The sequence below is a fragment of the Mesorhizobium sp. P170090 genome (assembly GCF_057786115.1).
Window position 1 is genome coordinate 1,790,432 of record NZ_JBYNWH010000001.1, and the last position, 23,751, is coordinate 1,814,182.

Genomic DNA, 23,751 nt, shown 5'->3' on the forward strand with positions numbered 1-23,751 from the left:
CGGTTATGTCCGCGGCCAGGGCATCGATATTCCGTCGAATTGCTCTCCCAGGTCGCACCGCTCCTTGGCTCATATCGCATTCACCAAAGACTATCTCTGGAACGAGATTGACCGACCCGGGAACGCTCCAGGCCGAGCTAACCGGTCAATCCAAACAACTTCGAATTACCTTAGCGGGATTATTCTAAAAATGCCCACGGTGCCCCGGTTACAGGCAGCCCGCGAACGCGGGCGAAAGGGTGGACGCCGTCCGAAACAAACCCAATCAGCGCTCCGAAATCACTCGACTCAGCTAAATGAAGGCTGTGCGGCATCTGAAGCAGCCCGTCTCTTTCATAGGACCACCGTCGAGCGCATCGGCGCCGAGGTCAAATAGCCATTGGCTGAATGTTCTTTCAGTTGGCCGTCTGCAGCGACGCATGCACTAGGCCTATTACGAAGAAAAGCCGGTGGACGGTGGCCACAGCAGCTGTATGAACCGTGCTCGCCGGCGTGCCTTCGGACGTGGCAACCGCATCGGGTCGAGCCGATCTGGAAGGTGCTGCCGATCGCCCCGTCGAGCTACCACGACCATGTCGCCAAGCGCATCGATCCTTCCCGGCTGTCGGCTCGGGCGAAGCGGGATGAGGCCCTGGCCTTGAAGGATGAGATCCGACGCGTGTTCGAGGCCAACTTCCGCGTCTACGGCGTTCGCAAGGTCTGGCGGGAGTTACAGCGTGAGGGCTCGACGTCGCCCGCTGCACGGTTGCCCCACTGATGAGGGCCATGGGTCTTGAGGGCATCATCCGCGGCAAGCCGATCCGCACCACGGTGAGCGACAAGGCCGCACCTTGCCCTCTCGATCACGCCAATCGCCAGTTCCATGCCCCGGCGCGGAACATGCTGTGGGTCTCCGACTTGACCTGCGTCGCGACCTGGACGGGCTCCGTCTATGTCGCCTTTGTCGTCGACACCTATGCGCGAAGGATCGTCGGCTGGCGGGTGAGCCGGACGGCGCATGCCAGCTTCGTTCTGGACGCTCTGGAAGATACACCGAGCGCCTGGCGGAGGCCGGCGTCGAGCCTTCGGTAGGCAGCGTCGGCGACAGCTACGACAATGCTCTCGCCGACGATCAACGGCCTTTACAAGGCCGAGGTGATCCATCGACGCGGACCATGGCGCAACTTCGAAGCCGTCGAGTTCGGTAGCTCGATTGGGTCGATTGGTTCAACAATCGCCGGCTGCTGGAGGCCATCGGCAACATTCCGCCGGCCGAAGCCGAGGAACGCTACTACGCCATTCTGTATGACCCAGCCATGGCCGCGTGACTCAACGAAACGGCCTCCGGAAAACCCGGTGCGGTTCAGTTCTCGGAGGAACGACGTTGCCGCGCAGCGCTAAAGAGAGAGGAAGATTGATCTCGTTCCATATCATTTTCTTCACATATGATACGTAAACAGATCATCAAAGCATTGAAACTACTCGCTGGATGGGATACCTTTGCGTACCATCGCGCATTGGAATAGATCGTATAGGTTGCGTTATGGACTCTCAATCGGAAATTCTACGGGAAATCGGTGGGTTTTTCAGGCAGGCGAGGTTGGCCGCTGCGATGACGCAGGAGCAGGTCGCCGATTTGGCGGGTATATCCCGTCCCCGATATCGCGACATCGAAAAGGGAGCCGCAGCCGCGCGTGCGACGACGCTCATGAATATCGCTCGCGCGCTCGGTCTGGAAATGATGCTGGTTCCGCAAGCCATGGTGCCGGCTGTCCAGGCTCTATTGCGTCCGCATGATGATGACGATCGACCCGCCTTTGTTTCTCAACCTGACGATGACGATCATGGCTCCAGTCTTTCGCGCACCTAAGACGATCCCGTCACTGGACGTGCTCTTGAATGCAGTGAAGATCGGCACAATCGTCAGGACGCCGGGCGATTTCAATGCGTTCAACTTCGATGACGCCTACCGCGCGACGGGCGGCTTTCCGGTTCTCAGCCTGTCGTTCCGGGCAGCGACGGGAGGATTGCGGAAAGATCCGAAGCCTCTGGCAAGCGCCTTGCCCGCTTTCTTCGCGAACCTCCTGCCGGAGGAGAAATTGCGGGAGGCGATGGAAAGGCATCACGAAGGCAATGTACGGCCAGGCAATGATTTCGATCTTTTAGCGGCACTGGGCGCCGATCTGCCGGGAGCCGTACGGGCGTTGCCCAGTGACGGCGCGATAACGGTTTCGAAGGATGGCTCAAAGGATCACCCCAAGGCACGGTTCTCGCTTGCCGGCGTGCAGATGAAGCTGTCGGTCATGAAGAACATTGGAAAAGGCGGCGGCCTTACCTTGCCGATGGACGACGAGCAGGGCCGGTACATTGCCAAGTTCCCTTCGACGGCGTTTCCGGGCGTTTCCGAGAACGAATTCGCCAACCTGGCGCTGGCAGCAGCAATCGGCATGGAGGTTCCTGAATGCGAACTGGTCGAGAAGGCCGATTTTGAGGGCGTTCCCGAAGAATTCAATACGCTGTCGGAGGGCAAGGTCCTTCTCGTCAAACGCTTCGATCGCGGCGCCGGTGGCGAGAGGATACACATCGAGGATTTCGCTCAGGTCTTCGGTGTCTACCCCTCGCGCAAATATGAGGGGGCCGCTTATCACGACATAGCCTTGGCTCTTGGCGTGGCCGTCTCGCCTACGGCGGCTCTCGATTTCGTCCGCCGCCTGGCACTGAGCGTCATCACCGGCAATGGCGACATGCACCTGAAGAATTGGTCTTTGATGTATCCCGGAAACGGCGACAAGCCGGCGCTTGCACCAATCTACGACGTCCTGTCCACTGTGCCATATATTCCCGCCGACGCCATGGCGCTGTCGCTTGGAGGAGAGCGCTCGTTCAAGGCGCTAGCAGCACCGCGATGGAAAGCATTTGCGAACCGCGCAAGGCTTCCGGAGCCGGCAGTCCTAAAGGCAGTGGTCGAGACGGTCAAACTCGTCAACGAGTACTGGTGGCATCTGCCTGAGCGCGACGTTGTCGCAGCGAAAGTGCTCGAGCGGATGGACGAACATGTGAAGGCGATGACGCCGATACTGAACTCCTGCGCCGATAAGTGAGCCGAGTCCCCTCGGGTTGCTGATATAGCGGAACTTTCGATCCGCGGCCCTATGGATGGCTGGATCGAAGGCATGCCAGCGTGGCGCAAGATTCCGCGGAGTGTCCACGATGACACGCGTGAGCAAGCACGTCAGCTCGCCGGAACAGACAGCATCCCGCAATTCACCCAACAGGATCGAGCTGCTGTTCGTCCACTTCAACATAACGACGCGGTTCAAACGAAGTCGGTGACTGAGGATCGCGATCCGACGCTTTGTGTCGCCATTGTCGGGTCCGCTACACGGTCTGTTGCGACGATCCTTTCTGGGCCCTCAGGCTAAACCCCTGAAAAGCAACCATCAAATTAATCTTGGGTTCGACCAGCCAAATTGGCACGAGTCTTGAGATCCTTAGGTGCGAGGCGGCTACAGCTGCCCGACCGGCTTCATGTCGCGGCAGCCGCGATGAATGGAACGAAGGAAGGAAAGCTACATGTCAGGTTTGCGTCAGATCGCCTTTTACGGCAAGGGCGGCATCGGCAAGTCCACCACCTCCCAAAATACGCTCGCCGCCCTTGTTGACCTCGGGCAGAGAATCCTCATCGTCGGCTGCGACCCCAAAGCCGACTCCACCCGCCTGATCCTGAACGCGAAGGCGCAGGATACGGTGCTGCACCTCGCGGCAGAGGAAGGTTCGGTGGAAGACCTGGAACTCGCGGACGTGCTCAAGGTCGGGTACAAAGGCATCAAATGCGTGGAGTCGGGCGGGCCCGAGCCGGGTGTCGGCTGCGCCGGCCGCGGCGTGATCACCTCAATCAACTTCCTCGAGGAGAACGGCGCCTACGACGACGTCGACTATGTCTCCTACGACGTGCTCGGGGATGTGGTGTGTGGCGGTTTCGCGATGCCGATCCGCGAGAACAAGGCCCAGGAAATCTATATCGTCATGTCCGGCGAGATGATGGCGCTCTATGCCGCCAACAACATCGCCAAGGGTATCCTGAAATACGCCCATTCGGGCGGCGTGCGGCTCGGCGGCCTGATCTGCAACGAGCGCCAAACCGACCGCGAACTCGACCTCGCCGAGGCGCTTGCTTCCAGGCTCAATTCCAAACTTATCCACTTCGTGCCGCGCGACAACATCGTCCAGCACGCCGAGCTCAGGAAGATGTCTGTGATCCAGTATGCGCCGGACTCCAAGCAGGCCGGCGAATACAGGGCGCTGGCCGAGAAGATCCATGGGAATTCGGGCCAGGGCACCATCCCGACCCCGATCACCATGGAGGAGCTCGAGGACATGCTGCTCGACTTCGGCATCATGAAGACGGACGAGCAGATGCTTGCCGAGCTTCAGGTCAAGGAAGCGGCTAAGGCGGCCGCACAGTAGCGACCACTGCCGACATGAGGCGCCGCCTGACCTGGTGCGTCTTTCAAAGAACGGCGCCTCGTCGGTGAGGCGTCACCCTGAACCTTGAAAGGGGTCCCATGAGCCTGGAATACGAGAATGACGGTGGCCTCCATGCGAGGCTAATCGAGGAAGTGCTGTCGCAATATCCTGACAAGTCGGCGAAGCGCCGCAAAAAGCACCTCAGCGTCGCAAAAAGCGGCGACGAGGCTGGCGAGGAAAGCGAGGTCCTTTCCGAATGCGAGGTCAAATCGAACATCAAGTCCATCCCCGGCGTGATGACAATTCGCGGCTGCGCCTATGCCGGCTCGAAAGGCGTGGTGTGGGGTCCAGTCAAGGATATGGTCCATATCTCGCACGGCCCGGTAGGCTGCGGGCAATATTCCTGGTCTCAGCGCCGCAACTACTACATCGGCACGACCGGCATTGACACGTTCGTCACCATGCAGTTCACCTCCGATTTCCAGGAGAAGGACATTGTTTTCGGCGGCGACAAGAAGCTCGAACGGATCATCGACGAGATCGAGGAACTGTTTCCGCTGAACAAGGGCATGACTGTGCAATCCGAATGCCCGATTGGCCTGATTGGCGACGACACCGAAGCTGTGTCCCGCAACAAGGCCAAGGAGCACGAAAAGACAATCGTGCCGGTGCGCTGCGAGGGCTTCCGCGGCGTCTCGCAATCCCTCGGCCACCACATCGCCAACGACGCGATCCGCGACTGGGTGTTCGAGAAGAAGGACCTCGAGTTCGAGGCCGGCCCGTACGATGTCAATGTGGTCGGCGACTACAATATCGGCGGCGACGCCTGGGCTTCGCGCATCCTGCTCGAAGAGATGGGTCTGCGCGTGGTCGGCAACTGGTCGGGCGACGCTACCCTGGTCGAAATAGAGCGAGCGCCAAAGGCGAAACTCAATCTCATCCATTGCTACAGGTCGATGAACTACATCTGCCGGCACATGGAGGAAAAGTATGGCATCGCCTGGATGGAGTACAATTTCTTCGGCCCCTCCCAGACCGAAGCCTCTCTGCGCAAGATAGCCAAGCACTTCGGGCCGGAAATCGAGGCCAAGGCCGAGGCGGTCATAGCCAAATACCGGCCGCTGGTCGAGGCGGTCATAGCCAAGTACCGGCCGCGCCTCGAAGGCAGGACGGTGATGCTCTATGTCGGCGGGCTGCGCCCCCGTCACGTCGTCACGGCATATGAGGACCTGGGCATGGTGATCGTCGGCACTGGCTACGAATTTGGCCATAACGACGACTATCAGCGTACCGGCCACTACGTGAAGAAGGGCACTCTGATCTACGACGACGTGACTGGTTACGAGCTGGAGAAGTTCATCGAGGGGATCCGTCCTGATCTCGTTGGCTCCGGCATCAAAGAAAAATACCCGGTCCAGAAGATGGGCATACCGTTCCGTCAAATGCATTCCTGGGATTATTCCGGCCCGTATCACGGCTACGACGGGTTCGCCATCTTCGCGCGCGATATGGATCTGGCCATCAACAACCCGGTCTGGAACCTCTACGACGCCCCCTGGAAGAAAAAAGCCGAGCCGTCGGCGGCGATCGCAGCCGAATGAAACCCTGGCCTCCCGGAAGCCGGGAGGCCGCGAACGCCTGTGGCCGCTTGTCCGCGGGAGACCTGAAAACGTTTCGACGTCCCTGTGCCGCCGTATGGCGGGCCAGATGGAAAGAGGTAACCACCCATGCCGCAGTCGGCTGAAAAAGTTCTCGACCACGCGCCCCTGTTCCGCGAGCCGGAATACAGGCAGATGCTCGCCGAGAAGAGGCTGAATTTCGAATGTCCTCACCCGGACCAGATCGTTACCGACCAAGGCGAATTCACCAAGACGTGGGAATACCGCGAAAAGAACCTTGCTCGCCAAGCCCTGGTCGTGAACCCCGCCAAGGCCTGCCAGCCGCTCGGCGCGGTGTTCGCGGCCGCAGGCTTCGAGCGAACCATGTCCTTCGTCCATGGCAGCCAGGGCTGCGTGGCCTATTACCGCTCGCACCTGTCGCGCCATTTCAAGGAGCCTGCTTCGGCGGTTTCCTCCTCGATGACCGAGGACGCGGCAGTGTTCGGCGGCCTGAAGAACCTAGTCGATGGGCTCGCCAACACGTACCAACTCTACGACCCGAAGATGATCGCCGTCTCGACCACTTGTATGGCGGAGGTCATTGGCGACGATCTGCACAGCTTCATCGAGAACGCCAAGGACGAAGGCTCGGTCCCGCGCGACTTCGACGTGCCTTTCGCCCATACGCCGGCCTTCGTCGGCAGCCATGTCGACGGCTATGACGTTACGGTCAAGGGCATTTTGGAGCATTTCTGGAAAGGGGAGGAGCGAACGGAAGCCGAGGGGACCATCAACGTCATTCCGGGCTTCGACGGATTCTGTGTTGGCAACAACCGGGAACTCAAGCGCCTGCTCGACCTGATAGGCGTATCCTACACCTTCATCCAAGACGCCTCTGACCAGTTCGACACGCCGTCCGACGGCGAATACCGCATGTATGACGGCGGCACGAAGATCGAAGACGTGAGGAAGGCACTCAACGCCGAGGCGACGCTGTCGCTGCAGCATTACAACACCCGAAAAACACTGGAGTATTGCGAGGGGGTGGGGCAGGCGACGTCCTCGTTCCATTACCCGCTCGGAGTCCAGGCAACCGACGACTTCCTCGTGGAGGTCTCCGCGATTTCCGGCAAGCAAATCCCCGAGGCAATCCGCCTGGAGCGCGGCCGACTTGTCGACGCCATGGCCGACAGCCAATCCTGGCTGCACGGTAAGAAATACGCCATCTACGGCGATCCGGACTTTGTCTACGCCATGGCCCGCTTCATCATGGAGACGGGCGGCGAGCCGACCCATTGCCTCGCCACCAACGGCACGTCGACATGGGAAGCGGAGTTGAAGGAACTGCTTGCATCATCGCCCTTCGGCAAGGATGCTCAAGTCTGGGCGGGCAAGGACCTCTGGGCGATGCGCTCGCTGCTCTTCACCGAGCCGGTGGACCTGCTGATCGGCAACTCCTATGGCAAGTATCTGGAGCGCGACACCGGCACGCCGCTGATCCGGCTGACGTTTCCGATCTTCGATCGCCACCATCACCATCGGTTTGCGCTGATGGGCTACCAAGGCGGGTTGCGCGTGCTGACGACGATCCTCGACAAGATCTTCGACAAACTCGATCGCGAGACAAGCGAGACGGGCGTGACGGACTATTCGTATGACCTCACCCGCTAAGCGTGACGGTCGGCTTTGGCCGGTCGTCTTCCCGAGGGACTTTGGAGACCGACGCAATGTCCTTGCTCAGAGTCAAAATCCAGGATGTCTTCAACGAGCCTGGCTGCGAAAAGAACCGCGACAAGGATGCCAAGGCGCGCAAGGAGGGCTGTTCGAAGCCACTGACCCCCGGGGCGGCGGCCGGCGGCTGTGCCTTCGATGGCGCCAAGATCGTGCTGCAGCCGATCACCGACGTTGCGCATTTGATCCATGCGCCGCTCGCCTGCGAGGGCAATTCCTGGGACAACCGCGGTGCGGCTTCGTCCGGGCCAGCCCTGTGGCGCACAAGCTTCACGACCGACCTCACCGAACTCGATGTTGTGATGGGGCAGGGCGAGCGGAAGCTTTTCAAAGCGATCCTCGAGATCAAGGAAGCGTATGGGCCGCCGGCTATCTTCGTTTATCCGACCTGCGTGACGGCGCTGATCGGCGACGACATCGAGGCCGTCTGCAAGCGCGCGGCGGAAAAGTACGGCTTGGCCGTTGTACCGGTCAATGCGCCGGGCTTCGTCGGCTCCAAGAATCTCGGCAACAAGCTTGCCGGCGAGGCGTTGCTCGAGCATGTCATCGGCACGCTCGAGCCCGACGATGCCGGCCCTTACGACATCAACATTCTTGGCGAATTCAACCTCTCGGGCGAATTCTGGCTGGTGAAGCCGCTGCTGGATCGGCTCGGGATCCGGGTGCGCGCCTGCATTCCGGGTGACGCCCGTTACGTCGACATTGCCTGCGCGCACCGCGCCCGGGCGGCTATGGTGGTGTGCTCGACCGCGCTCATCAATCTCGCCCGCAAAATGGACGAGCGCTGGGACATCCCGTTTTTCGAGGGCTCCTTCTACGGCATCAGCGCCACCTCTGAAGCGCTCCGACAAATATCTCAGCTGCTCGTGAAGAAGGGTGCCGATCCGGAGATCCTCGGCCGCACCGAGCTATTGATTGCAGAGGAAGAGGCGATCGCTTGGAAGAAGCTAGCCGCCTACCGGCTGAGGCTCGAAGGCAAGCGCGTGCTGCTCAATACCGGCGGCGTGAAGTCCTGGTCGGTCGTCCATGCGCTGATGGAGATCGGGATCGAGATCGTCGGCACCTCTGTCAAGAAGTCGACCGTCGAAGACAAGGAACGCATCAAGCAGATCCTCAAGAACGACAACCACATGTTCGAGCAGATGGCACCGCGCCAGCTCTACGCCATGCTCTCAGAACGCAAGGCGGATATCCTGCTGTCGGGCGGGCGCACGCAATTCGTCGCACTGAAGGCCAAGACACCCTGGCTCGATATCAACCAGGAGCGCCAACACGCTTACGCCGGCTATGACGGCATGGTGGAACTCGTACGCCAGATCGACCTGGCCATTCATAACCCCATCTGGCGCCAGGTGCGGGAGCCGGCACCATGGGATTGCCAGCCTGCGGTGAGGGAGGAACGGCCGCGCACGAGAATCGAGACTGTGACCTTGCATGCTGTCCAGGAATTCTCCGGCACGACGGCCGGTGATTTCGGCGAGTGTTGAGGAAGCCAATGGTCCGCATCCTTCCCCAGTCCAAAGCGGCGGCGGTCAATCCGCTGAAGTCATCCCAGCCGCTCGGCGCCGCCCTCGCCTTTCTTGGCGTCGACGGCGCGATGCCATTGTTCCACGGCAGCCAGGGGTGCACCAGCTTCGCGCTCGTGCTCTTCGTGCGACATTTCAAGGAAGCCATTCCCTTGCAGACAACCGCAATGGACGAGGTGGCAACGATCCTCGGCGGGGCAGACCATCTGGAAGAGGCGATCCTCAACCTCAAGGCCCGCACAAAGCCAACGCTGATCGGGGTTTGCACGACCGCGCTTGTGGAAACCCGGGGCGAAGACAGTGCAGGAGACATCGCCACTATCAGGCTGAAGCGCACCGAAGAACTCGCGGGTACGGAGGTGGTGCTGGCCAACACACCGGATTTCGATGGCGCGATCGAAGAGGGCTGGGCCAAAGCTGTCACCGCGATGATCGAAGGGATTACACGGCGCGGCGAGCAGGCGCGGCAATCTAAGAAGATCGTGATCCTGCCTGGCTGGAATCTCACTGTGGCTGACATTCAGCATTTGCGCGAGATGGTTGAGAGCTTTGGACTGAAGCCGGTAATTTTGCCGGACCTCTCCGGCTCGCTCGACGGTACGGTGCCCGACCGTTGGGTCACGACCACCTATGGCGGCACCAGCGTCGAGGATATTCGCGAGCTTGGCACGGCCGAGCGATGCGTTGTCATCGGTGAGCATATGCGCCGCCCGGCCGAGGTGCTGCAGAGGTTGACCGGGGTTTCTTACGTGCTGTTCCGGTCGCTGACCGGATTGAGGGATGCGGACCGGTTCGTCTCGCTGCTGTGCGCGATTTCGGGCGCGGCGGCGCCGTCTGGGGTGCGCCGTCGGCGGGCGCAGTTGCAGGACGCGTTGCTCGACGGACATTTCCACTTTGGAGGCAAGAAAATTGCGATCGCTGCTGAACCAGACCAACTCTACCAACTCGCGAGCTTCTTCATCGGCATGGGCTCCGAAATCGCGGCGGCGGTCACAACGGCCGCTATGTCGAAAATTCTGGAGGAAGTACCGGCGCAGTCGGTTCAAATCGGCGATCTCGGCGATTTGGAAGCGCTTGGCGCCGGCGCTGATCTTCTCGTTACTCATTCCCACGGCCGCCAGGCGGCGCAGCGTCTCGGCATTCCGCTCATGCGGGTCGGCTTCCCGATCTTCGACCGGCTCGGGGCTCAGCACAAGCTCACAATCCTCTACCAGGGGACCCGCGACCTGATCTTCGAGGTTGCCAACATTTTCGAAGCCAACGGGCGAGCGCCGACGCCTGAGGCGCTTGATCCACTCCGTAAGCGAGAAATGCCAGATGAGCTCCGTCCGTCGCCTCTCGCTCGTCACTGACGAGGTTCACGCACCGACGCCGGAACGCCAAGCGGGCGCATTGCGCGTGGCCATCGCCACGCAGGACATGAAGAACCTCAACGCCCATTTCGGATCGGCCAGGCGCTTTGCTGTCTACGACGTGATGCGCGAGGAGTGGATTCTCGTGGAAGCCGTGGCCTTCGATGACGTTTCCGACGAGAGCGGGAAGCATCGAACTGAGGGCGATGACCGCATCACCCCGAAGGTGGAAGCGCTAAAGGGCTGTCATCTCCTGTTTTGTCTGGCGATCGGCGGACCTTCGGCAGCCAAACTTGTTTCCGCAAAGATCCATCCGATCAAAGTGCCGCAGCCCCAGACCATCCAAGAGGTGCTGTTGCGCACGCAGATGATGCTCAGGACGTGTCCTCCCCCTTGGCTGCGCAAGGTGCTGGCGCAGGCAGGTGTCGCTGAACAGAAACCCTCCTTCGAGGAGGAAAGCTGAAATGAGGAGTGGGCGAAATGTTTGAAGGCGCTGTTAGCCCTGCCGCCACCGAGGACGAGGCGGCTCTTGCTGCCCCGTTCGTCAAATGCCTCGTGCGGCTGATCCGTGCCAATGATTCCCACGGGTCATGGGAAGGCAAATCGGACGCCGAGCTGCTGGGCGACTTCATCATCACCAGGGAACAGCGCCGTGCAATTCCAATCATCGGCGATCCCGATCCGGACGTGCTGTGGAGGCTCGACAAGTTCTACACCGCCGTCGGGCTTGCGATTGAGGAACGCTCCGGCCTGATGGCATCGCCGATGATTGAGATAAGCCATGAGGGCTTCGGGCGCGTGCTCTTCACGGCCGGGCGGTTGGTCGTTCTGTCGAAAACCCTGCGCGACGTCCATCGGTTCGGCTTCGAGACGTTCTGGAAACTCGCCGCGGCCGGTACCCAACTGGCCGGGGATGCCACCGCAGCCATTGAGGCTTATCCCGAGGTGGCGCGGGCGTGATGGAACCGACTTTCGATCGAGGGGATCATGTCAGGTCTTGAGGACATGCGATGGCCAGCCCTCTCAATCGAGGCGGTGGAGGCCGATGTGGTTCTTGGGGTAGCGCTGATGAAGCCACTGGTCCTGATCTGTTCGCAAGGTGCGGAGTTGTATCTATACTACAGCCACATTCTGGGGGTGGATGGCTTCAGGATTGAACTGGCCAGAAGCGTGGAGGAAGCGCTGGCATTAGCCAGTAAACGGGAGCCGCAGGCCGTGGTACTGGACTGCCAGCCGGCAAGCTCGACAGGGTCCACCATCTGTGCCCAGCTCAAGGCGGAGTTCCGGAACAGAGGCCTGCTGGTTATTGCGCTGATCGCGCCCGGCGCCGAAAACCAGCACCTCGATCTCTTGAAGGCAGGTATTGACGAGAGCTTTGTGCGGCCCTTCGCGCCGGCGATGCTGCTCGACTGTCTACGCACGAAGCTGGCGCTGCCAAAGCCGGGTTCAAACGGGATTGAAAACGGCAGCTGGCTCCGCTGTGGCAGGCTAGAGATGAACGTCGATGCCCGCCGAGTCCATGGTAACGGCCGCGACATCCACCTTGGACCGATCCAGTTCAAGCTGCTGCGGCATTTGCTCGAGACTCCCGGCATGGTGTTCAGCCGAGTCGAGTTAAAGAACGCAGCTTGGGGGGAAAAGATCCATGTCGGTGAACGCACCGTCGATGTCCATATCAGCCGGATCAGAAAGGAGCTGGAGAGGACGTCGGCCGGGAGCGTCATTCGAACCATCAGGTCCGACGGCTACTCGCTGGAGGAGGCGGACGTTGAGCCTGAAGCTGACGGTGAATAGGCATCGGTGCGCTGCCACTCGCTCGAGTGGCCGGACGGCTGAACAGCGAACTGATGTAGTGCCACCCCCATCTCCGTCGTGCTGAGGGCAAGTCTAGCGGCTTCGAAACGCGCCTACAGATACGACACACTAGAAAGAAGCAGTCAGATGGCCTTCAAAAGCGTACTCAGTGTGACGGGAGTTGACCACTCCGATCAGGACGTCAGGACAGCTGCCGGCTGTGTGCCGAAGTCGGCGCGTATCTTTCCGTACTGGTGATGTCGCCTCCGCCGCTCATTATGCCTTCTCCGCTGCTCGGCGATGGCATTCCCCGAGTGGCGTGGACAACGCGCACAGGCCATCGCCAGACTGGACAAACGGTTTAGGCAGATCGAAAGTTTTTCATAGGACATGGCGAACCTGGAAAAGACATCCAGGGAAATTCACAAACAGCTGAGAGGCAGGTGGCGCCGCTATGAAGTCGATCGCGAACACTGCGATAACGCTAGCGTCGGTGACGCGGTACGACAGCGGGCGCTTTGCACCGACCTGACAATCATCGGCCCCGGACTTCTCAACGACACTAGTCTCGGGCCTCTTGTTATCAACGGCAGCTTGTTCGAGACGGGAAAGCCGTTGCTTGTCGTGCCGGAAGCCGCTGAGGCGTCTCTGCCTCCAAAGCGCGTGCTGGTCGGCTGGGATTCGCGGGTCGAGGCATCCCGTGCGGTTCGGGAAGCGCGGGATCTGCTATCCGGTGCCGAGGAAGTTCGTATTGCGCTCGTCGATCCCGAGGCGACCTGCACCGGAAGCGGCGCCGAGCCGGGATTCGACATCGCTGACTATCTCACTCGGCATGGTGCTCGAGTGTTGGTCGACCGGCTGCCGAGCGCCGGCAAACCGGCGTCCACGGTGCTCGCGCAGCATGCAATCGACACGTCCGCCGACATGATTGTCATGGGTGCCTATGGCAGCCGTGGGCTGCGCGAGCGGCTCTTCGGTGGCGTGACAAGATGGATGGTTGGCAAGCCACCATTGCCGCTGTTTTTGGCTCGCTGACAAGTTCCGAAGCGGCACCGACGCTGTTCGGAAACTCTACTCACCGGGTCACTATCCTGATGCCAAGTCGCAGAACATCGCGGCAAACGTTCAAGCTTCGCGAAGCTTCTCGGAGCCAATCTGCACGCGCCGCCCGAGAACGTCCGCGCACGCCTCTAACGCGCGCGCGGGGGTGGTTCTGCTCGCCCGAGTTGGTCCGTGATGCTGAGACCAACGGCCGTGCAGAGGTATGGGCAGTCCTCGCTGCAGCCAAGATCACGGCACAGGTCGGCGTCAGGTCAAAGAGAGTCGTTCAGCGCGGCAGGCCGAGTTCGGACCGGTAGCGGCATCGTATGCGCGCTGTCACGATCTCCTCATTACTGGCCGGGAGCTCAACAACGCAACGACCTGCCGTGGCCGACGCCCTCAACTTCGAGTCGGAACGGTCGGGCTCCTGCCGCGGTCGGCGGAATCGATCGCATAAATCACGTTGCCATGTGTGCAATGGCAGGCGGGTTAGGGGTGAGGACGGCCGCATCTTCAGCGTTTTCAGTCGGTCCGGCCCAAACCGCATGGCGACCGAGTGGTCTTTGGCCGGTCAATTCCGACAACGCTCACATTCGCACCAGGCGGTCCCTGTAGGGCCTGTGCACAGGGACACAGAACGACAAAGCAGGAATCCGGGAGGGCCGGCACATGCCGGCACTCATTCTGGCCTTTTCGCCACGATCAAAATCGTCGAGCTGACGTGGCGTGGCGAGCCTCGTAAAAAATTTCCCAGCCAGCCAGGACTTCAATCGCAAGGCTGGCGAGGGGGCCCGGGCCGCGCTCGGATGGAGCAGCCCTTTGCACAAATGGCGAGATCCGCTACCGCCTAAGGGCCGGAACGGCAAGACGCTCAAGCCGGTGGCGTGAAGCGGACGATGATGACGGGCCTGGCGGCAGCTAACGCAGTCATGATGTCCATCAACTCGGTCCCTCGGCCCGAATACATGTGGAGTCGTCCGTGGCCAGGTTGTGCCGGCCCGGAGCCCCAGAGGCATGTCCAAAACGGGACAGTGGCAGGAAAACATGTCGACTTCAATACAAACGGCCAGCTTGGCTGGGAGCTTTTCTAAGCAATTAATGCGCTTACTGCCCGCTGAGCGCTGGCACGGCGTTTGCAAACTGTGATGCGGCAACACTGAGTGAGGGCTGGCTGCACGCAGACGCGCGTGACTCTCCTTCGCTTGAACCCGTGCTCCTCCCTAAAGGGGAAACAAGCTCGCGCATAAAGTCGCGCAGCCTTTGGCAATAGCTTTGGAGAATACCATGACATTGCAGATGGGGTCACCGGCTCCTTCGATCAAAGTGGAAAACTGGCTGCGTGGCGAGCCCCTCACGAACCTCCAGCCCGGCACAGTGTATCTCCTCGAATTTTGGGCAACTTGGTGCGGACCATGCGTGGCGGCAATGCCCCATCTGGTGCAGCTCCAGGAGAAATACACGGACAGTGGACTTGAGGTCGTCGGTGTCGCGGCCAGTGAAAAGGCTCCCGCCGAGGCCCAAACCATGTTGGACGCGTGGTTGACCGAAAAGTTCTCGAATCTGAACTTTCGGATGGCGTTCGACTCCACAGGCGAAATGAAGAAGCTCTGGATGGAGCCCAGCTTTTCTTTCTGGATTCCGACCAGTTTCGTGGTCGACGGCCACATCGCCTTTATCGGTCCTCCGATGCACCTTGCTCAGGTTTTGCCGAAAGTGCGGCTGATCCGTGCTCAGGAGTCCTACTGCTTATGGGAAGGCAAATCGGACGCCACGCTGCTGGCCGACTTCATCGTCACCAGAAAAGAGCGCCATGCGATCCGTGGCATGGGCTATCCCGATCCGGACGTGCTGTGGAGGCTCGATATGTTTTACACCGCCGTCGGGCTTGCGATTGCGGAGCGCTCCGGCCTGATGATATCGCCAATGACAAAGATGAAACCCATGGGGCCTTCGGACGATTGCGTTTCACGGCCGGGCGGTTGGTCGCTCTGTCGAGACATCCACCGGTTCGGCTTCGCGACGTTCAGGAAGCTCGCGGAGGCCGGTACGAAACTGGTCGACGATGCGACTGCTGCCATTGAAGTCTATCCCGGCGTGGCGCGGGCGTGGAGAAACCGATTTCGAGAAGGATCTATGTCAAAGCTAGATGAGATGAGGAAGAAAGTCCGAAAGCTTCAGCTGCGCGCGGCAATTGCCAAGATGAAATTGAGCGACCTTGCAGAGAAGCTCCCGGGAAAATGGACTGAGATAGTGGAAGTTGCCGAGGAAGCGTCGGCCGTTTTTGCCGAGTTGGATGGTGCCAGGAGAGAGCTCGCTGCAATGAAGAAGTTACGATGACGAGCACATTCACCACTCGGGACGGCTCCGGATGGGTGCCGGAATATCTCACCGCTATAGGCGGCACGAAGTGCATCGGCTGCGGCCGCTGTTTCAAAGTCTGCTCGCGCGAGGTCATGCATCTGTACGGCGTCGATGACGCGGGTGAAATCCTCGGCGCCTGCGACGACGAGGATGACGATTTCGATGGCGAGCTCAATCGCATGATCATGGTCGTCGATCATGCCGGCCGCTGCATTGGCTGTGGAGCCTGCGCCCGCGTCTGCCCGAAGAACTGCCAGACCCATGTTGCCGCCGACCAGGTCGCAGCATGATTTGAGGAGACAAAACCAGGAGAACGGCGTTGCCCTTTAGAATCTTTTGTCGCGTCCTGGGGCTGGTGCTGTGCAGCACCGCATTGACTGTCTACTTCGCTACTCATTCCATCGGCACAGTAGTCGTCACCACGCTGGCTTGTTCGCTGCTCCTTCAGCTGGCGTATTTCGCAAGCGTGCTCTTTCTGATCTGGCGGTCTGGCTGGGCTAACAGATCTGGCGAAATGGCTGAGCATTTCGGCAGTTGCAAGGAAGGTGGATCCCAGCCGCCAGACGATGGTGAGGTGAGGAATGAATCTTCAGATGTGCCACAGCTCCTTCCGATGAACGGCGTATCGCTGCTCCGTTGAGACGCGGGGACAAGATCAGAGCTCAGCTTCGCGCCACTTTGGACCAACCATGAACATTGAGCGTATCGGTCAAGGAATACTATGCTTGATATGATCGCAGGCGACTGCAATCCGGTTGTTCTAATCCCGGGAGATGCGGTTTTCGTTTGATAGGCATTGGTAGCCTATCCAGCACGCCGGCATGCGCGTTGCTTGATCTCCGTGACGAGCGAGGCGCTGGAATTAACGAGGGGGCTTTCTGGAACGTCCGGGACGCAGCTGGTTTCAAATCAAACAAGCCCTTGGAATGACTGGTGCGTGGCTGGTTCAGCTCGATCACGTGTTGCTGGAGAAAACATGCTGGAAAAGTTCGAACGCTATCCGCTCACCTTTGGACCAACGCCCATCGAGAAGCTCGACCGCCTCGCCAAGCATCTAAGGGGAAAGGTGGAAATCTACGCCAAACGCCAGGACTGCAACTCCGGTCTCGCGTTTGGCGGAAACAAGCTCCGCAAACTCGAATACATATCCCCGACGCGATCGCGTCAAATGCCGACACGCTTGTCTCCATCGGCGGCGTGCAGTCCAACCACACGCGGATGGTCGCCGCGGTCGCCGCCAAGATCGGCATGAAATGTCTCCTGGTTTAGGAGGGCTGGGTACCCCATGAGGATGCCGTCTACGACGGGGTCGGCAACATTCTTTTGAGCCGCATCATGGAAGCAGAGGTGCGCCTGGGCGACGAGGGTCCGTAGTTGGGAAAAAGAGCGCTCTACGAGGTCAAGGCAACGGGAATTGTCGTGTAGCAAGCTTGGACAGGCATCGAGCTTCAGACGAAGTTCGCGCAGATTCGTGAGTGGCAGACGGGGACTCTACGTCACCATCATCGCCTCCGCACGATCCTCCGTCATCCAGATCGGCAACTGCACCAGGGTGCCGTCAGGCTGGCGGATGATCAGAGCGACCTCGTCACCATGGCGATTGCACCGGCAACAATAACCGCTTCCCCGTAACGCAATGAAATCGATAGCGGACAATAGCCTCACCCGACTGATAGCGGGCATTATGAAGTTGTTGCACCAATGCCGGGCACGTCATCAACCGGCGGCAAGGAGCGCTATGTTTGGCGAACCCGAGAAGGTGCTCCTCCAACGTTCTGATTTCTTGCTCAATGCGTACGCGGACAGCAGCAACGCTGAAACAGATGGGGTGATTGGGGTCTCGGCCGACGCCGGAAGAGGGCGGCTGCTCCTGTCGTGATGTGAGAACGTGGTCGATGTGGAATCGCCACAAACATCGGGAAGGAGCAGCCATGAAGTACTTTGCCGGACTAGACGTGTCTTTGGAAGAGACCGCGATCTGCGTCGACGATGAGAGCGGTCGCATCATGAAGGAGGCTCGAGCGGCGAGCGAGCCGCAGGCTTTGGCCGAGGCATTGCGCAAAGTCGACCTAGTGCTGGAGCGCGTCGGGCTGGAAGCGTGCTCGCTGACGGCATGGCTTCACGACGGATTGCGCGCCGAAGGGCTGCCGGCGATCTGCATCGAGACGCGGGCTGCCAATGCGGCCATGAAGACGATGCCGAACAAGACCGACAGGAACGATGCCCGCGCGCTGGCGCAGATCATGCGCACCGGCTGGTACCGGCAGGTGCATGTGAAGAGCAGACAATGCCGGCTGTGGCGCTCGTTGCTGGTCGCCCGCCGGACGGTTCTCAACGAAATGCGCACGATCGAGAACGTGGGGCGTGCCATGCTGCGCGAAGCCGGCGTCAAGCTGGGCCTGCCGTCGCGGTCCGCCTTTGCCGGGCGGGTGCGCGAGCTGGTCGGCGCCGACGCCGAAGTGATGGCGATGGTCGAGCCGCTGCTTGCGATCCTCGGCGCCATGCTCAAGGAGTTCGCCCGGCTGACCAGGCAGGTTCTCGACATCGTGCGCAAGGAGGAGGTCTGCCGGCGGCTGATGTCGGCGCCCGGCGTCGGCCCGATCACGTCGCTCACCTTCCGCGCCACCATCGACCGGCCGGAGCGGTTCGGCTCCAACCAAGCGGTTGGGGCGCATCTGGGGCTGACGCCCGCGCGCTACCAATCGGGTGAGACCGACATCCAGGGCAGGATCAGTCGCTGCGGCGACGAACTCGCCCGCACGGCCCTCTACGAGGCAGCGCATTCGCCGCTCGTACGCTCGAAGAAATGGTCGAGCCTGAGGGCATGGGGCATGAATGTCGCCAAGCGCCGTGGCATGGCGCGGGCGCGTGTGGCGGTGGCCCGTAAGCTGGCGGTCATCCTGCACCGGATTTGGGCCGACGCGACCGAATTCCGCTTTGGAAAGGAAATTGCCACCCCGGCGGCGTGAACCCGCCGCAAACATTGAAGGAGTAAGGAAAGGAGCTTTCGCCCGAACGGGCGATGTCCAGATCGTTCCGTGGGGACGATGGGCGAGGCGATCTCGTTGAGAGACCCGAACCTGCCGCTAAACCCGGCAAGGTCGTGAAACAGATTGAGACACCTCGCTCTCCTGACCCCATCATGCGGCGGCCAAGGCGCCGACCGCGAAGAGAAGCGAGTGACCTGCGGAACGGCCCAGGAAAAAAGTACAGGAGCACCTTGACCTCGACCACCCCAATCAGAGAAGCCTCTTCAAGTCCAGGCACCCGCGCAGAACTCCTCATATTTCCTTCCACTGACTTTCCCTACAATCCTGCCGAATGTCTTCAAAAGCCCACGTATCTTTGTACCGAGATCGCGGCGCATGTTGACCATCTGGGCACGGGAGGAAAGCAAGGTCCGCACGCGATGGCTGTCGAGGCTCTTGACCGCCACTTCTTTATACCAGCCGCTCCGAATAATCTGAGCTAAGCCATAGGCGCATTGTCATCAGTCTTGTTCAGTTGAACCGACAATGCCGCCTTCGCATGCCTGGCATCAAGGCAGACGACAGGAAGGCCGTTCTCCCGGAGGGCGTGCCAATGCCACGTGCACAACGGTCCCTGTTTCCAGGCCAATCTTCACAACTCATGGTGCATGCTTGCGAATGAGTTCAGTCAAGGCTTCAGGTGTTGAGGCAACCTTGCCACGCCACACCACGGCGCCCTCTTCGTCAAAGACGCACACCGATGTCAGGTCGAGGGAAACATCCAGACCAACAAAGTGCTTCATCATTCCAATTTCTCCACATGGCGAGATCAAACGTCAGCAGTTTAGCTGAGTGCTGGATGCTCCGCGATCACGCCATGTAATGGGCCGCCAAGCCGGCCGCTCACTTCGCTACGGCGCTTGAGTGGCGCGCTCCGCTCGCGGCTTGCTTGGCGATGAGGTGGTCGGCCCTCACACTGATGGTGTTAACGGAGTCGGGACAGGCCCGCTCCAAGCATCAATGAGAGATGACGTTGCCCCCAAGTTTTACCCATCCTGAGTTCGCTCCGGCGGTCAATGTTGCCCTGTGGGCGGTTTGAGCGACGGGCACAGGCGCCATCATCGCCGGCATCTCCAATAGCTTGTTCATACAGAGCTTGCCGCAAGAACGACTGATGACGCGCCCGTGCGTCGCCCTGGGCCAAAATGATGCATCTGATGGCGATCCGCACGAGGCAGTGCGGTTGGCAATACCATTAGTCCTGAGAAGCCAGCCCGCGCATGGCTTGTTGAGCCACCCAGAAGAGCCGAAAATGCCTTTTTTGTTTCACTCTTCGGATTTGATTGCAATAAATGCCTCGCTAGATTGGACGATCATGAAGGCCATTGAGGCAACGTGCGATGGATGATTTAGACCGAAGAATCCTCACGGTTCTACAAAAGAACAACCGGCTTTCCTTTGCCGAGCTCGCGGAGCTTGTCGGGTCTTCCGCAGCCTCATGCATGCGTCGGGTGAATAAGTTGCGGTTTGATGGCGTGATTGTAGCGGATATCTCGCTCGTAGATCCCAAAGCGGTCGGCAAATCGCTCACCATTGTTGTCACGGTGGAGTTGGACCGTGAGCGTCTCGACCTCGTCGACGATTTCAAGCGCGCAATGCGGGCGACCAAGGAAGTCAGCCAGTGTTATATGGTGACCGGCGACGCTGATTTCGTCCTGATCGTGACGGTTGAAGACGTCGAGGCGTTTGATGTCTTCGTCAAAACGAAGCTCTACACAAACCCGAATGTCCGAAAATTCCGCAGCATGATTGCGCTTGATCGTGTCAAGTTCGAGCCGCGGGTAACACTATAATGCCGGGCGGGTTTCGCTGAAGCCGCCACCCTGGGCCGTTTTTTGACGCATCCATTGCGTGACCACCGGGGGATTGATCTTTTTCCTCTAGGGAAGCGTGCGATTTATAGCGCGCAGTCAATTCTGCGTCGGGACGGTACGGTTTGCCAAATTGTTCCGCGCAGACAAAGCAACTGACCCGATTAGTGAAAAGAATGGCGCATACGATGACACAGCTCTTACCTAGACCTCGAACTGTCGCTGATCACCACGTTGATAGACGGCCCTATCCTCACGGGGTTGCTTTCATGGATGGGCAATACCTGCCGATCTCCGAGGCCAAGATTTCTGTGCTCGATTGGGGTTTTCTGCACTCCGACGCGACTTACGATACCGTGCACGTCTGGAACGGCAGGTTTTTTCGCTTGAACTTGCACCTCGACCGGTTTTTACGCGGCGTTGAACGTCTGCACATGAATTTGCCCTACAATCGCGAGGAAATAACATCGATCCTAAAAAATTGCGTCGCATTGTCGGGCCACAAATCGGCGTACGTAGAGATGATCTGCACGCGCGGTTCGTCTCCGACATTTAGCCGCGATCCCCGGCAAGCGGAAAATCGCTTCATCGCATTTGCTGTACCATTTGGGTCGGTCGCCGACAAGGAACAGCTGGAAAGAGGCTTGCACGTCGCGATCAGCGACATAGTCCGTATCCCCCCCCAATCGGTCGATCCTTCGATCAAGAACTATCATTGGCTCGATCTCGTGCGGGGCCTTTTCAATGCTTACGATATGGGAGCCGAGACAGCGTTGGTTCTTAATATGAACGGGCACATTGCGGAGGGGCCCGGCTTCAATGTGTTCCTTGTAAAAAACGGATCCCTGAAGACGCCCGCTCTTGGGGTGTTGCCTGGCATTACTCGCCGGACTGTCTTTGATCTTTGCGCCGAAAGTGGGTTGTCCGCTTCGGCCACCGATATTAGCCGTGCTGAGATCAAAGGAGCCGACGAGGTGTTCATCACCTCGACTGCAGGCGGCATCATGCCAGTGACGCGCATCGACGACGCCGTAATTGGTAACGGGCAGGTCGGACCCATCACACGTCAGCTAATGGATCTCTACTGGCAAAAGCACGATGATCCGGCATGGTCGACTGTAGTCGCCTATCCGTGATCGGAATGACCCAACTGACCGCGAGTTGGCGAGCGGCTTGGTGACGGTCTCGATGGGCTCATCACCAAACTGCTGTAAGTTGAGCGCACTTCTTGATGGTACGGCAGACGTTCCTCGCCGCCAAGCGGGAACCTTACACCGCGGCGCCTACCGCGACGATCGGCGACTCGTCGCTTTTACCGAGACGGTAATACCGCCCGTGTCATAACCCCCGCTGAATATGGGGGGCTGTTCTTGTTGGGGGTTTTGCCGCGTACACAAATCATCCAGTGGAGTTGCCGATGAAGAAGACTTTGATTGCCCATTTGTCGGCCGAACTGGCGGGGCTAAAATCCGCGGGGCTCTACAAATCCGAGCGCGTCATTGCCTCGTCGCAGTCATCCGAGATCGAACTCGCCGATGGCGGCAAGGTCCTGAATCTCTGTGCCAATAATTATCTTGGCCTCGCAGACAATGAAGATCTGCGGAACGCGGCTAAGGCTGCGCTCGACCGCTACGGTTACGGCATGGCCTCGGTGCGCTTCATCTGCGGCACTCAGGAAGAGCACAAGCAACTCGAGTCGCGCATCTCGTCATTCCTCAAGATGGAAGACACGATTCTCTACTCGTCCTGCTTCGATGCCAACGGGGGGCTGTTCGAGGCTCTGCTCGGCGAGGAAGACGCCATCATTTCCGACGCGCTAAACCACGCCTCGATCATTGACGGCGTGCGGCTCTCCAAGGCGAACCGCTTCCGCTATGCCAACAACGACATGGCCGCGCTGGAAGAGGAGCTGAAGAAGGCGGAAGGCAGCCGCTTCAAGCTCATCGCGACCGATGGTGTGTTCTCCATGGATGGCATCATCGCCAATCTTGGCGGCGTCTGCGATCTCGCCGAAAAATACGGAGCGATGGTTATGGTCGATGACAGCCATGCGGTGGGCTTCGTCGGCAGGCACGGGCGCGGCTCGGCAGAACATTGTGGTGTCGAGGGACGCATAGACATGATCACCGGTACGCTCGGCAAGGCGCTTGGAGGCGCGTCGGGCGGATACACGTCAGGCAGGCGCGAGGTCGTCGACTGGCTTCGCCAACGCTCGCGGCCGTACCTCTTCTCCAATACGCTAATGCCTGCCATTGCAGGGGCTTCGCTGAAGGTTTTCGACCTGATCGACCAAGGCGATGTGCTGCGCAAGAAGCTCTATGCCAATGCGGACCGCTTTCGCTCGAAGATGACAAAGGCAGGGTTTACGCTGGCCGGCACCGACCACCCAATCGTGCCTGTGATTTTGGGCGACGCCAGCCTCGCACAGGAGATGGCCGAGATAATGCTTCAGCGCGGCATCTATGTGGTCGGTTTCTTCTTTCCAGTGGTGCCGAGAGGTCAGGCCCGCCTCCGCACGCAAATGTCCGCGGCGCATTCGACTACGAATATCGATCAGGCCGTTGAGGCCTTCGTCGAGGTGGGCAGGGAACTGAGCGTCATCTGATGTCCAAAGGATATTGGTCAACTCAGGCATACGCTTTGACGTTGTGCGATTGCTGGCGCATGGCGCAGACCACAGTGGGAACTGGGCGGCGATGACCACGAGGTCGATTGCCAAGTGCGGAACGGCAGCGTGGCCGCCGCGTCCATTCACTGTGATGTCGAAACTGTCCTGGGACGCCATCATCGGACCAAACGCATATGCCAAATTTTCCAATGTCGATGCCCCAGCCAGTTATGCATGCCAAAAACATTCGAGATTCCAAGGGATCTAGTAAGCGTTCCTCAACCATCTTGAACCCTCCAGAAGGAAGTTGACCTCTTCGGCAAGCTGGAAGATGAGAGCTACAGTGCCTCTCAATTCCACTGCCTGCCAGATACTTTGCCGGACCAAAACGGGGCTCGTGCGCTTGCAGACCCAAGACGAGCTATCGGATGCGGCGCGCGAAGGCACACGTATT

The 23,751-nt window shown here is 59.7% G+C and carries 19 protein-coding genes and 2 pseudogenes; 20 read left to right on the forward strand and 1 reads right to left on the reverse strand.

The features are described from left to right. Positions 1-520: 520 nt before the first annotated feature. The 17 genes and pseudogenes from AC3EML_RS08645 to AC3EML_RS08725 all read left to right on the forward strand — a co-directional run. A pseudogene (locus AC3EML_RS08645) lies at positions 521-1,307 on the forward strand (IS3 family transposase); the annotation flags it as partial. 215 nt (positions 1,308-1,522) lie between these two features. Then, positions 1,523-1,849, forward strand: a complete 327-nt coding sequence (locus AC3EML_RS08650; protein WP_023690557.1) for a helix-turn-helix domain-containing protein — start codon at positions 1,523-1,525, stop codon at positions 1,847-1,849. Continuing rightward, the gene (locus AC3EML_RS08655) at positions 1,824-3,080 is read left to right on the forward strand and encodes a type II toxin-antitoxin system HipA family toxin (RefSeq protein WP_352522279.1); all 1,257 of its coding nucleotides are present in this window, start codon (positions 1,824-1,826) and stop codon (positions 3,078-3,080) included. The genes AC3EML_RS08650 and AC3EML_RS08655 overlap by 26 nt, the downstream gene beginning before the upstream one ends. A gap of 472 nt (positions 3,081-3,552) precedes the next feature. Beyond that, the gene (gene nifH, locus AC3EML_RS08660) at positions 3,553-4,446 is read left to right on the forward strand and encodes a nitrogenase iron protein (protein ID WP_023706403.1); all 894 of its coding nucleotides are present in this window, start codon (positions 3,553-3,555) and stop codon (positions 4,444-4,446) included. Positions 4,447-4,544: 98 nt separating this feature from the next. Continuing rightward, positions 4,545-6,047 carry a nitrogenase molybdenum-iron protein alpha chain gene (nifD, locus tag AC3EML_RS08665; protein WP_023708855.1) on the forward strand — a complete coding sequence of 501 codons (1,503 nt, stop codon included), beginning with the start codon at positions 4,545-4,547 and terminating at the stop codon, positions 6,045-6,047. A gap of 126 nt (positions 6,048-6,173) precedes the next feature. Beyond that, a complete protein-coding gene (gene nifK / locus AC3EML_RS08670; RefSeq protein ID WP_023822477.1) occupies positions 6,174-7,715 on the forward strand; it encodes a nitrogenase molybdenum-iron protein subunit beta in 1,542 nt (513 codons plus the stop codon). Between the two features lie 56 nt (positions 7,716-7,771). After that, complete coding sequence (nifE, locus tag AC3EML_RS08675; protein WP_023822476.1) at positions 7,772-9,262, forward strand: nitrogenase iron-molybdenum cofactor biosynthesis protein NifE; 1,491 nt, start codon at positions 7,772-7,774, stop codon at positions 9,260-9,262. 8 nt (positions 9,263-9,270) lie between these two features. Beyond that, positions 9,271-10,653, forward strand: coding sequence for a nitrogenase iron-molybdenum cofactor biosynthesis protein NifN (gene nifN, locus AC3EML_RS08680; protein ID WP_352522278.1), 1,383 nt, complete (start codon positions 9,271-9,273; stop codon positions 10,651-10,653). Next, positions 10,619-11,116, forward strand: a complete 498-nt coding sequence (gene nifX / locus AC3EML_RS08685) for a nitrogen fixation protein NifX (protein WP_352522277.1) — start codon at positions 10,619-10,621, stop codon at positions 11,114-11,116. Before nifN ends, nifX begins: the two co-directional genes overlap by 35 nt. Before the next feature lie 17 nt (positions 11,117-11,133). Next, positions 11,134-11,613: a NifX-associated nitrogen fixation protein gene (locus AC3EML_RS08690; RefSeq protein ID WP_352522276.1), complete on the forward strand. Its 480-nt coding sequence runs from the start codon at positions 11,134-11,136 to the stop codon at positions 11,611-11,613. A gap of 27 nt (positions 11,614-11,640) precedes the next feature. Beyond that, the gene (locus tag AC3EML_RS08695; protein ID WP_352522275.1) at positions 11,641-12,447 is read left to right on the forward strand and encodes a response regulator transcription factor; all 807 of its coding nucleotides are present in this window, start codon (positions 11,641-11,643) and stop codon (positions 12,445-12,447) included. A gap of 390 nt (positions 12,448-12,837) precedes the next feature. After that, entirely contained in the window at positions 12,838-13,482 is a 645-nt protein-coding gene (locus AC3EML_RS08700; protein ID WP_352522274.1) for a universal stress protein, read from the forward strand. 1,290 nt (positions 13,483-14,772) lie between these two features. Then, a complete protein-coding gene (locus AC3EML_RS08705) occupies positions 14,773-15,825 on the forward strand; it encodes a CCE_0567 family metalloprotein (protein ID WP_352522273.1) in 1,053 nt (350 codons plus the stop codon). Continuing rightward, a complete protein-coding gene (gene fdxB, locus AC3EML_RS08710; RefSeq protein WP_352522272.1) occupies positions 15,822-16,139 on the forward strand; it encodes a ferredoxin III, nif-specific in 318 nt (105 codons plus the stop codon). Before AC3EML_RS08705 ends, fdxB begins: the two co-directional genes overlap by 4 nt. A gap of 29 nt (positions 16,140-16,168) precedes the next feature. Then, the gene (locus AC3EML_RS08715) at positions 16,169-16,489 is read left to right on the forward strand and encodes an exopolysaccharide production repressor protein (RefSeq protein ID WP_352522271.1); all 321 of its coding nucleotides are present in this window, start codon (positions 16,169-16,171) and stop codon (positions 16,487-16,489) included. Between the two features lie 336 nt (positions 16,490-16,825). After that, positions 16,826-17,217: pseudogene (locus tag AC3EML_RS08720) on the forward strand (pyridoxal-phosphate dependent enzyme); the annotation flags it as partial. Positions 17,218-17,780: 563 nt separating this feature from the next. Further along, entirely contained in the window at positions 17,781-18,818 is a 1,038-nt protein-coding gene (locus AC3EML_RS08725) for an IS110 family RNA-guided transposase (protein ID WP_352522270.1), read from the forward strand. A gap of 659 nt (positions 18,819-19,477) precedes the next feature. On the opposite strand, the gene AC3EML_RS08730 is transcribed toward AC3EML_RS08725, so the two are convergent. Then, a complete protein-coding gene (locus AC3EML_RS08730; RefSeq protein ID WP_352593690.1) occupies positions 19,478-19,624 on the reverse strand; it encodes a hypothetical protein in 147 nt (48 codons plus the stop codon). Between the two features lie 594 nt (positions 19,625-20,218). Between AC3EML_RS08730 and AC3EML_RS08735 the strand changes: the two genes are divergently transcribed. From AC3EML_RS08735 to AC3EML_RS08745, 3 genes are all read left to right on the forward strand, one after another. Then, complete coding sequence (locus AC3EML_RS08735; protein ID WP_352522332.1) at positions 20,219-20,671, forward strand: Lrp/AsnC family transcriptional regulator; 453 nt, start codon at positions 20,219-20,221, stop codon at positions 20,669-20,671. Positions 20,672-20,958: 287 nt separating this feature from the next. Beyond that, entirely contained in the window at positions 20,959-21,825 is an 867-nt protein-coding gene (locus AC3EML_RS08740; protein ID WP_435053501.1) for an aminotransferase class IV, read from the forward strand. A 281-nt stretch (positions 21,826-22,106) separates the two neighbouring features. Next, the gene (locus AC3EML_RS08745) at positions 22,107-23,294 is read left to right on the forward strand and encodes a glycine C-acetyltransferase (protein WP_352522330.1); all 1,188 of its coding nucleotides are present in this window, start codon (positions 22,107-22,109) and stop codon (positions 23,292-23,294) included. The last annotated feature ends 457 nt before the right edge of the window (positions 23,295-23,751 follow it).

Coding starts and splice junctions, on each gene's coding strand:
- AC3EML_RS08655 (WP_352522279.1), top strand. CDS start 1,824: ATGGCTCCAGTCTTTCGCGCACCTAAGACGATCCCGTCACTGGACGTG.
- fdxB (WP_352522272.1), top strand. CDS start 15,822: ATGACGAGCACATTCACCACTCGGGACGGCTCCGGATGGGTGCCGGAA.
- AC3EML_RS08705 (WP_352522273.1), top strand. CDS start 14,773: ATGACATTGCAGATGGGGTCACCGGCTCCTTCGATCAAAGTGGAAAAC.
- nifX (WP_352522277.1), top strand. CDS start 10,619: ATGAGCTCCGTCCGTCGCCTCTCGCTCGTCACTGACGAGGTTCACGCA.
- AC3EML_RS08740 (WP_435053501.1), top strand. CDS start 20,959: ATGGATGGGCAATACCTGCCGATCTCCGAGGCCAAGATTTCTGTGCTC.
- AC3EML_RS08725 (WP_352522270.1), top strand. CDS start 17,781: ATGAAGTACTTTGCCGGACTAGACGTGTCTTTGGAAGAGACCGCGATC.
- nifK (WP_023822477.1), top strand. CDS start 6,174: ATGCCGCAGTCGGCTGAAAAAGTTCTCGACCACGCGCCCCTGTTCCGC.
- AC3EML_RS08735 (WP_352522332.1), top strand. CDS start 20,219: ATGGATGATTTAGACCGAAGAATCCTCACGGTTCTACAAAAGAACAAC.
- nifE (WP_023822476.1), top strand. CDS start 7,772: ATGTCCTTGCTCAGAGTCAAAATCCAGGATGTCTTCAACGAGCCTGGC.
- nifH (WP_023706403.1), top strand. CDS start 3,553: ATGTCAGGTTTGCGTCAGATCGCCTTTTACGGCAAGGGCGGCATCGGC.
- AC3EML_RS08730 (WP_352593690.1), bottom strand. CDS start 19,624: ATGATGAAGCACTTTGTTGGTCTGGATGTTTCCCTCGACCTGACATCG.
- AC3EML_RS08745 (WP_352522330.1), top strand. CDS start 22,107: ATGAAGAAGACTTTGATTGCCCATTTGTCGGCCGAACTGGCGGGGCTA.
- AC3EML_RS08695 (WP_352522275.1), top strand. CDS start 11,641: ATGTCAGGTCTTGAGGACATGCGATGGCCAGCCCTCTCAATCGAGGCG.
- nifN (WP_352522278.1), top strand. CDS start 9,271: ATGGTCCGCATCCTTCCCCAGTCCAAAGCGGCGGCGGTCAATCCGCTG.
- AC3EML_RS08650 (WP_023690557.1), top strand. CDS start 1,523: ATGGACTCTCAATCGGAAATTCTACGGGAAATCGGTGGGTTTTTCAGG.
- nifD (WP_023708855.1), top strand. CDS start 4,545: ATGAGCCTGGAATACGAGAATGACGGTGGCCTCCATGCGAGGCTAATC.
- AC3EML_RS08690 (WP_352522276.1), top strand. CDS start 11,134: ATGTTTGAAGGCGCTGTTAGCCCTGCCGCCACCGAGGACGAGGCGGCT.
- AC3EML_RS08700 (WP_352522274.1), top strand. CDS start 12,838: ATGGCGAACCTGGAAAAGACATCCAGGGAAATTCACAAACAGCTGAGA.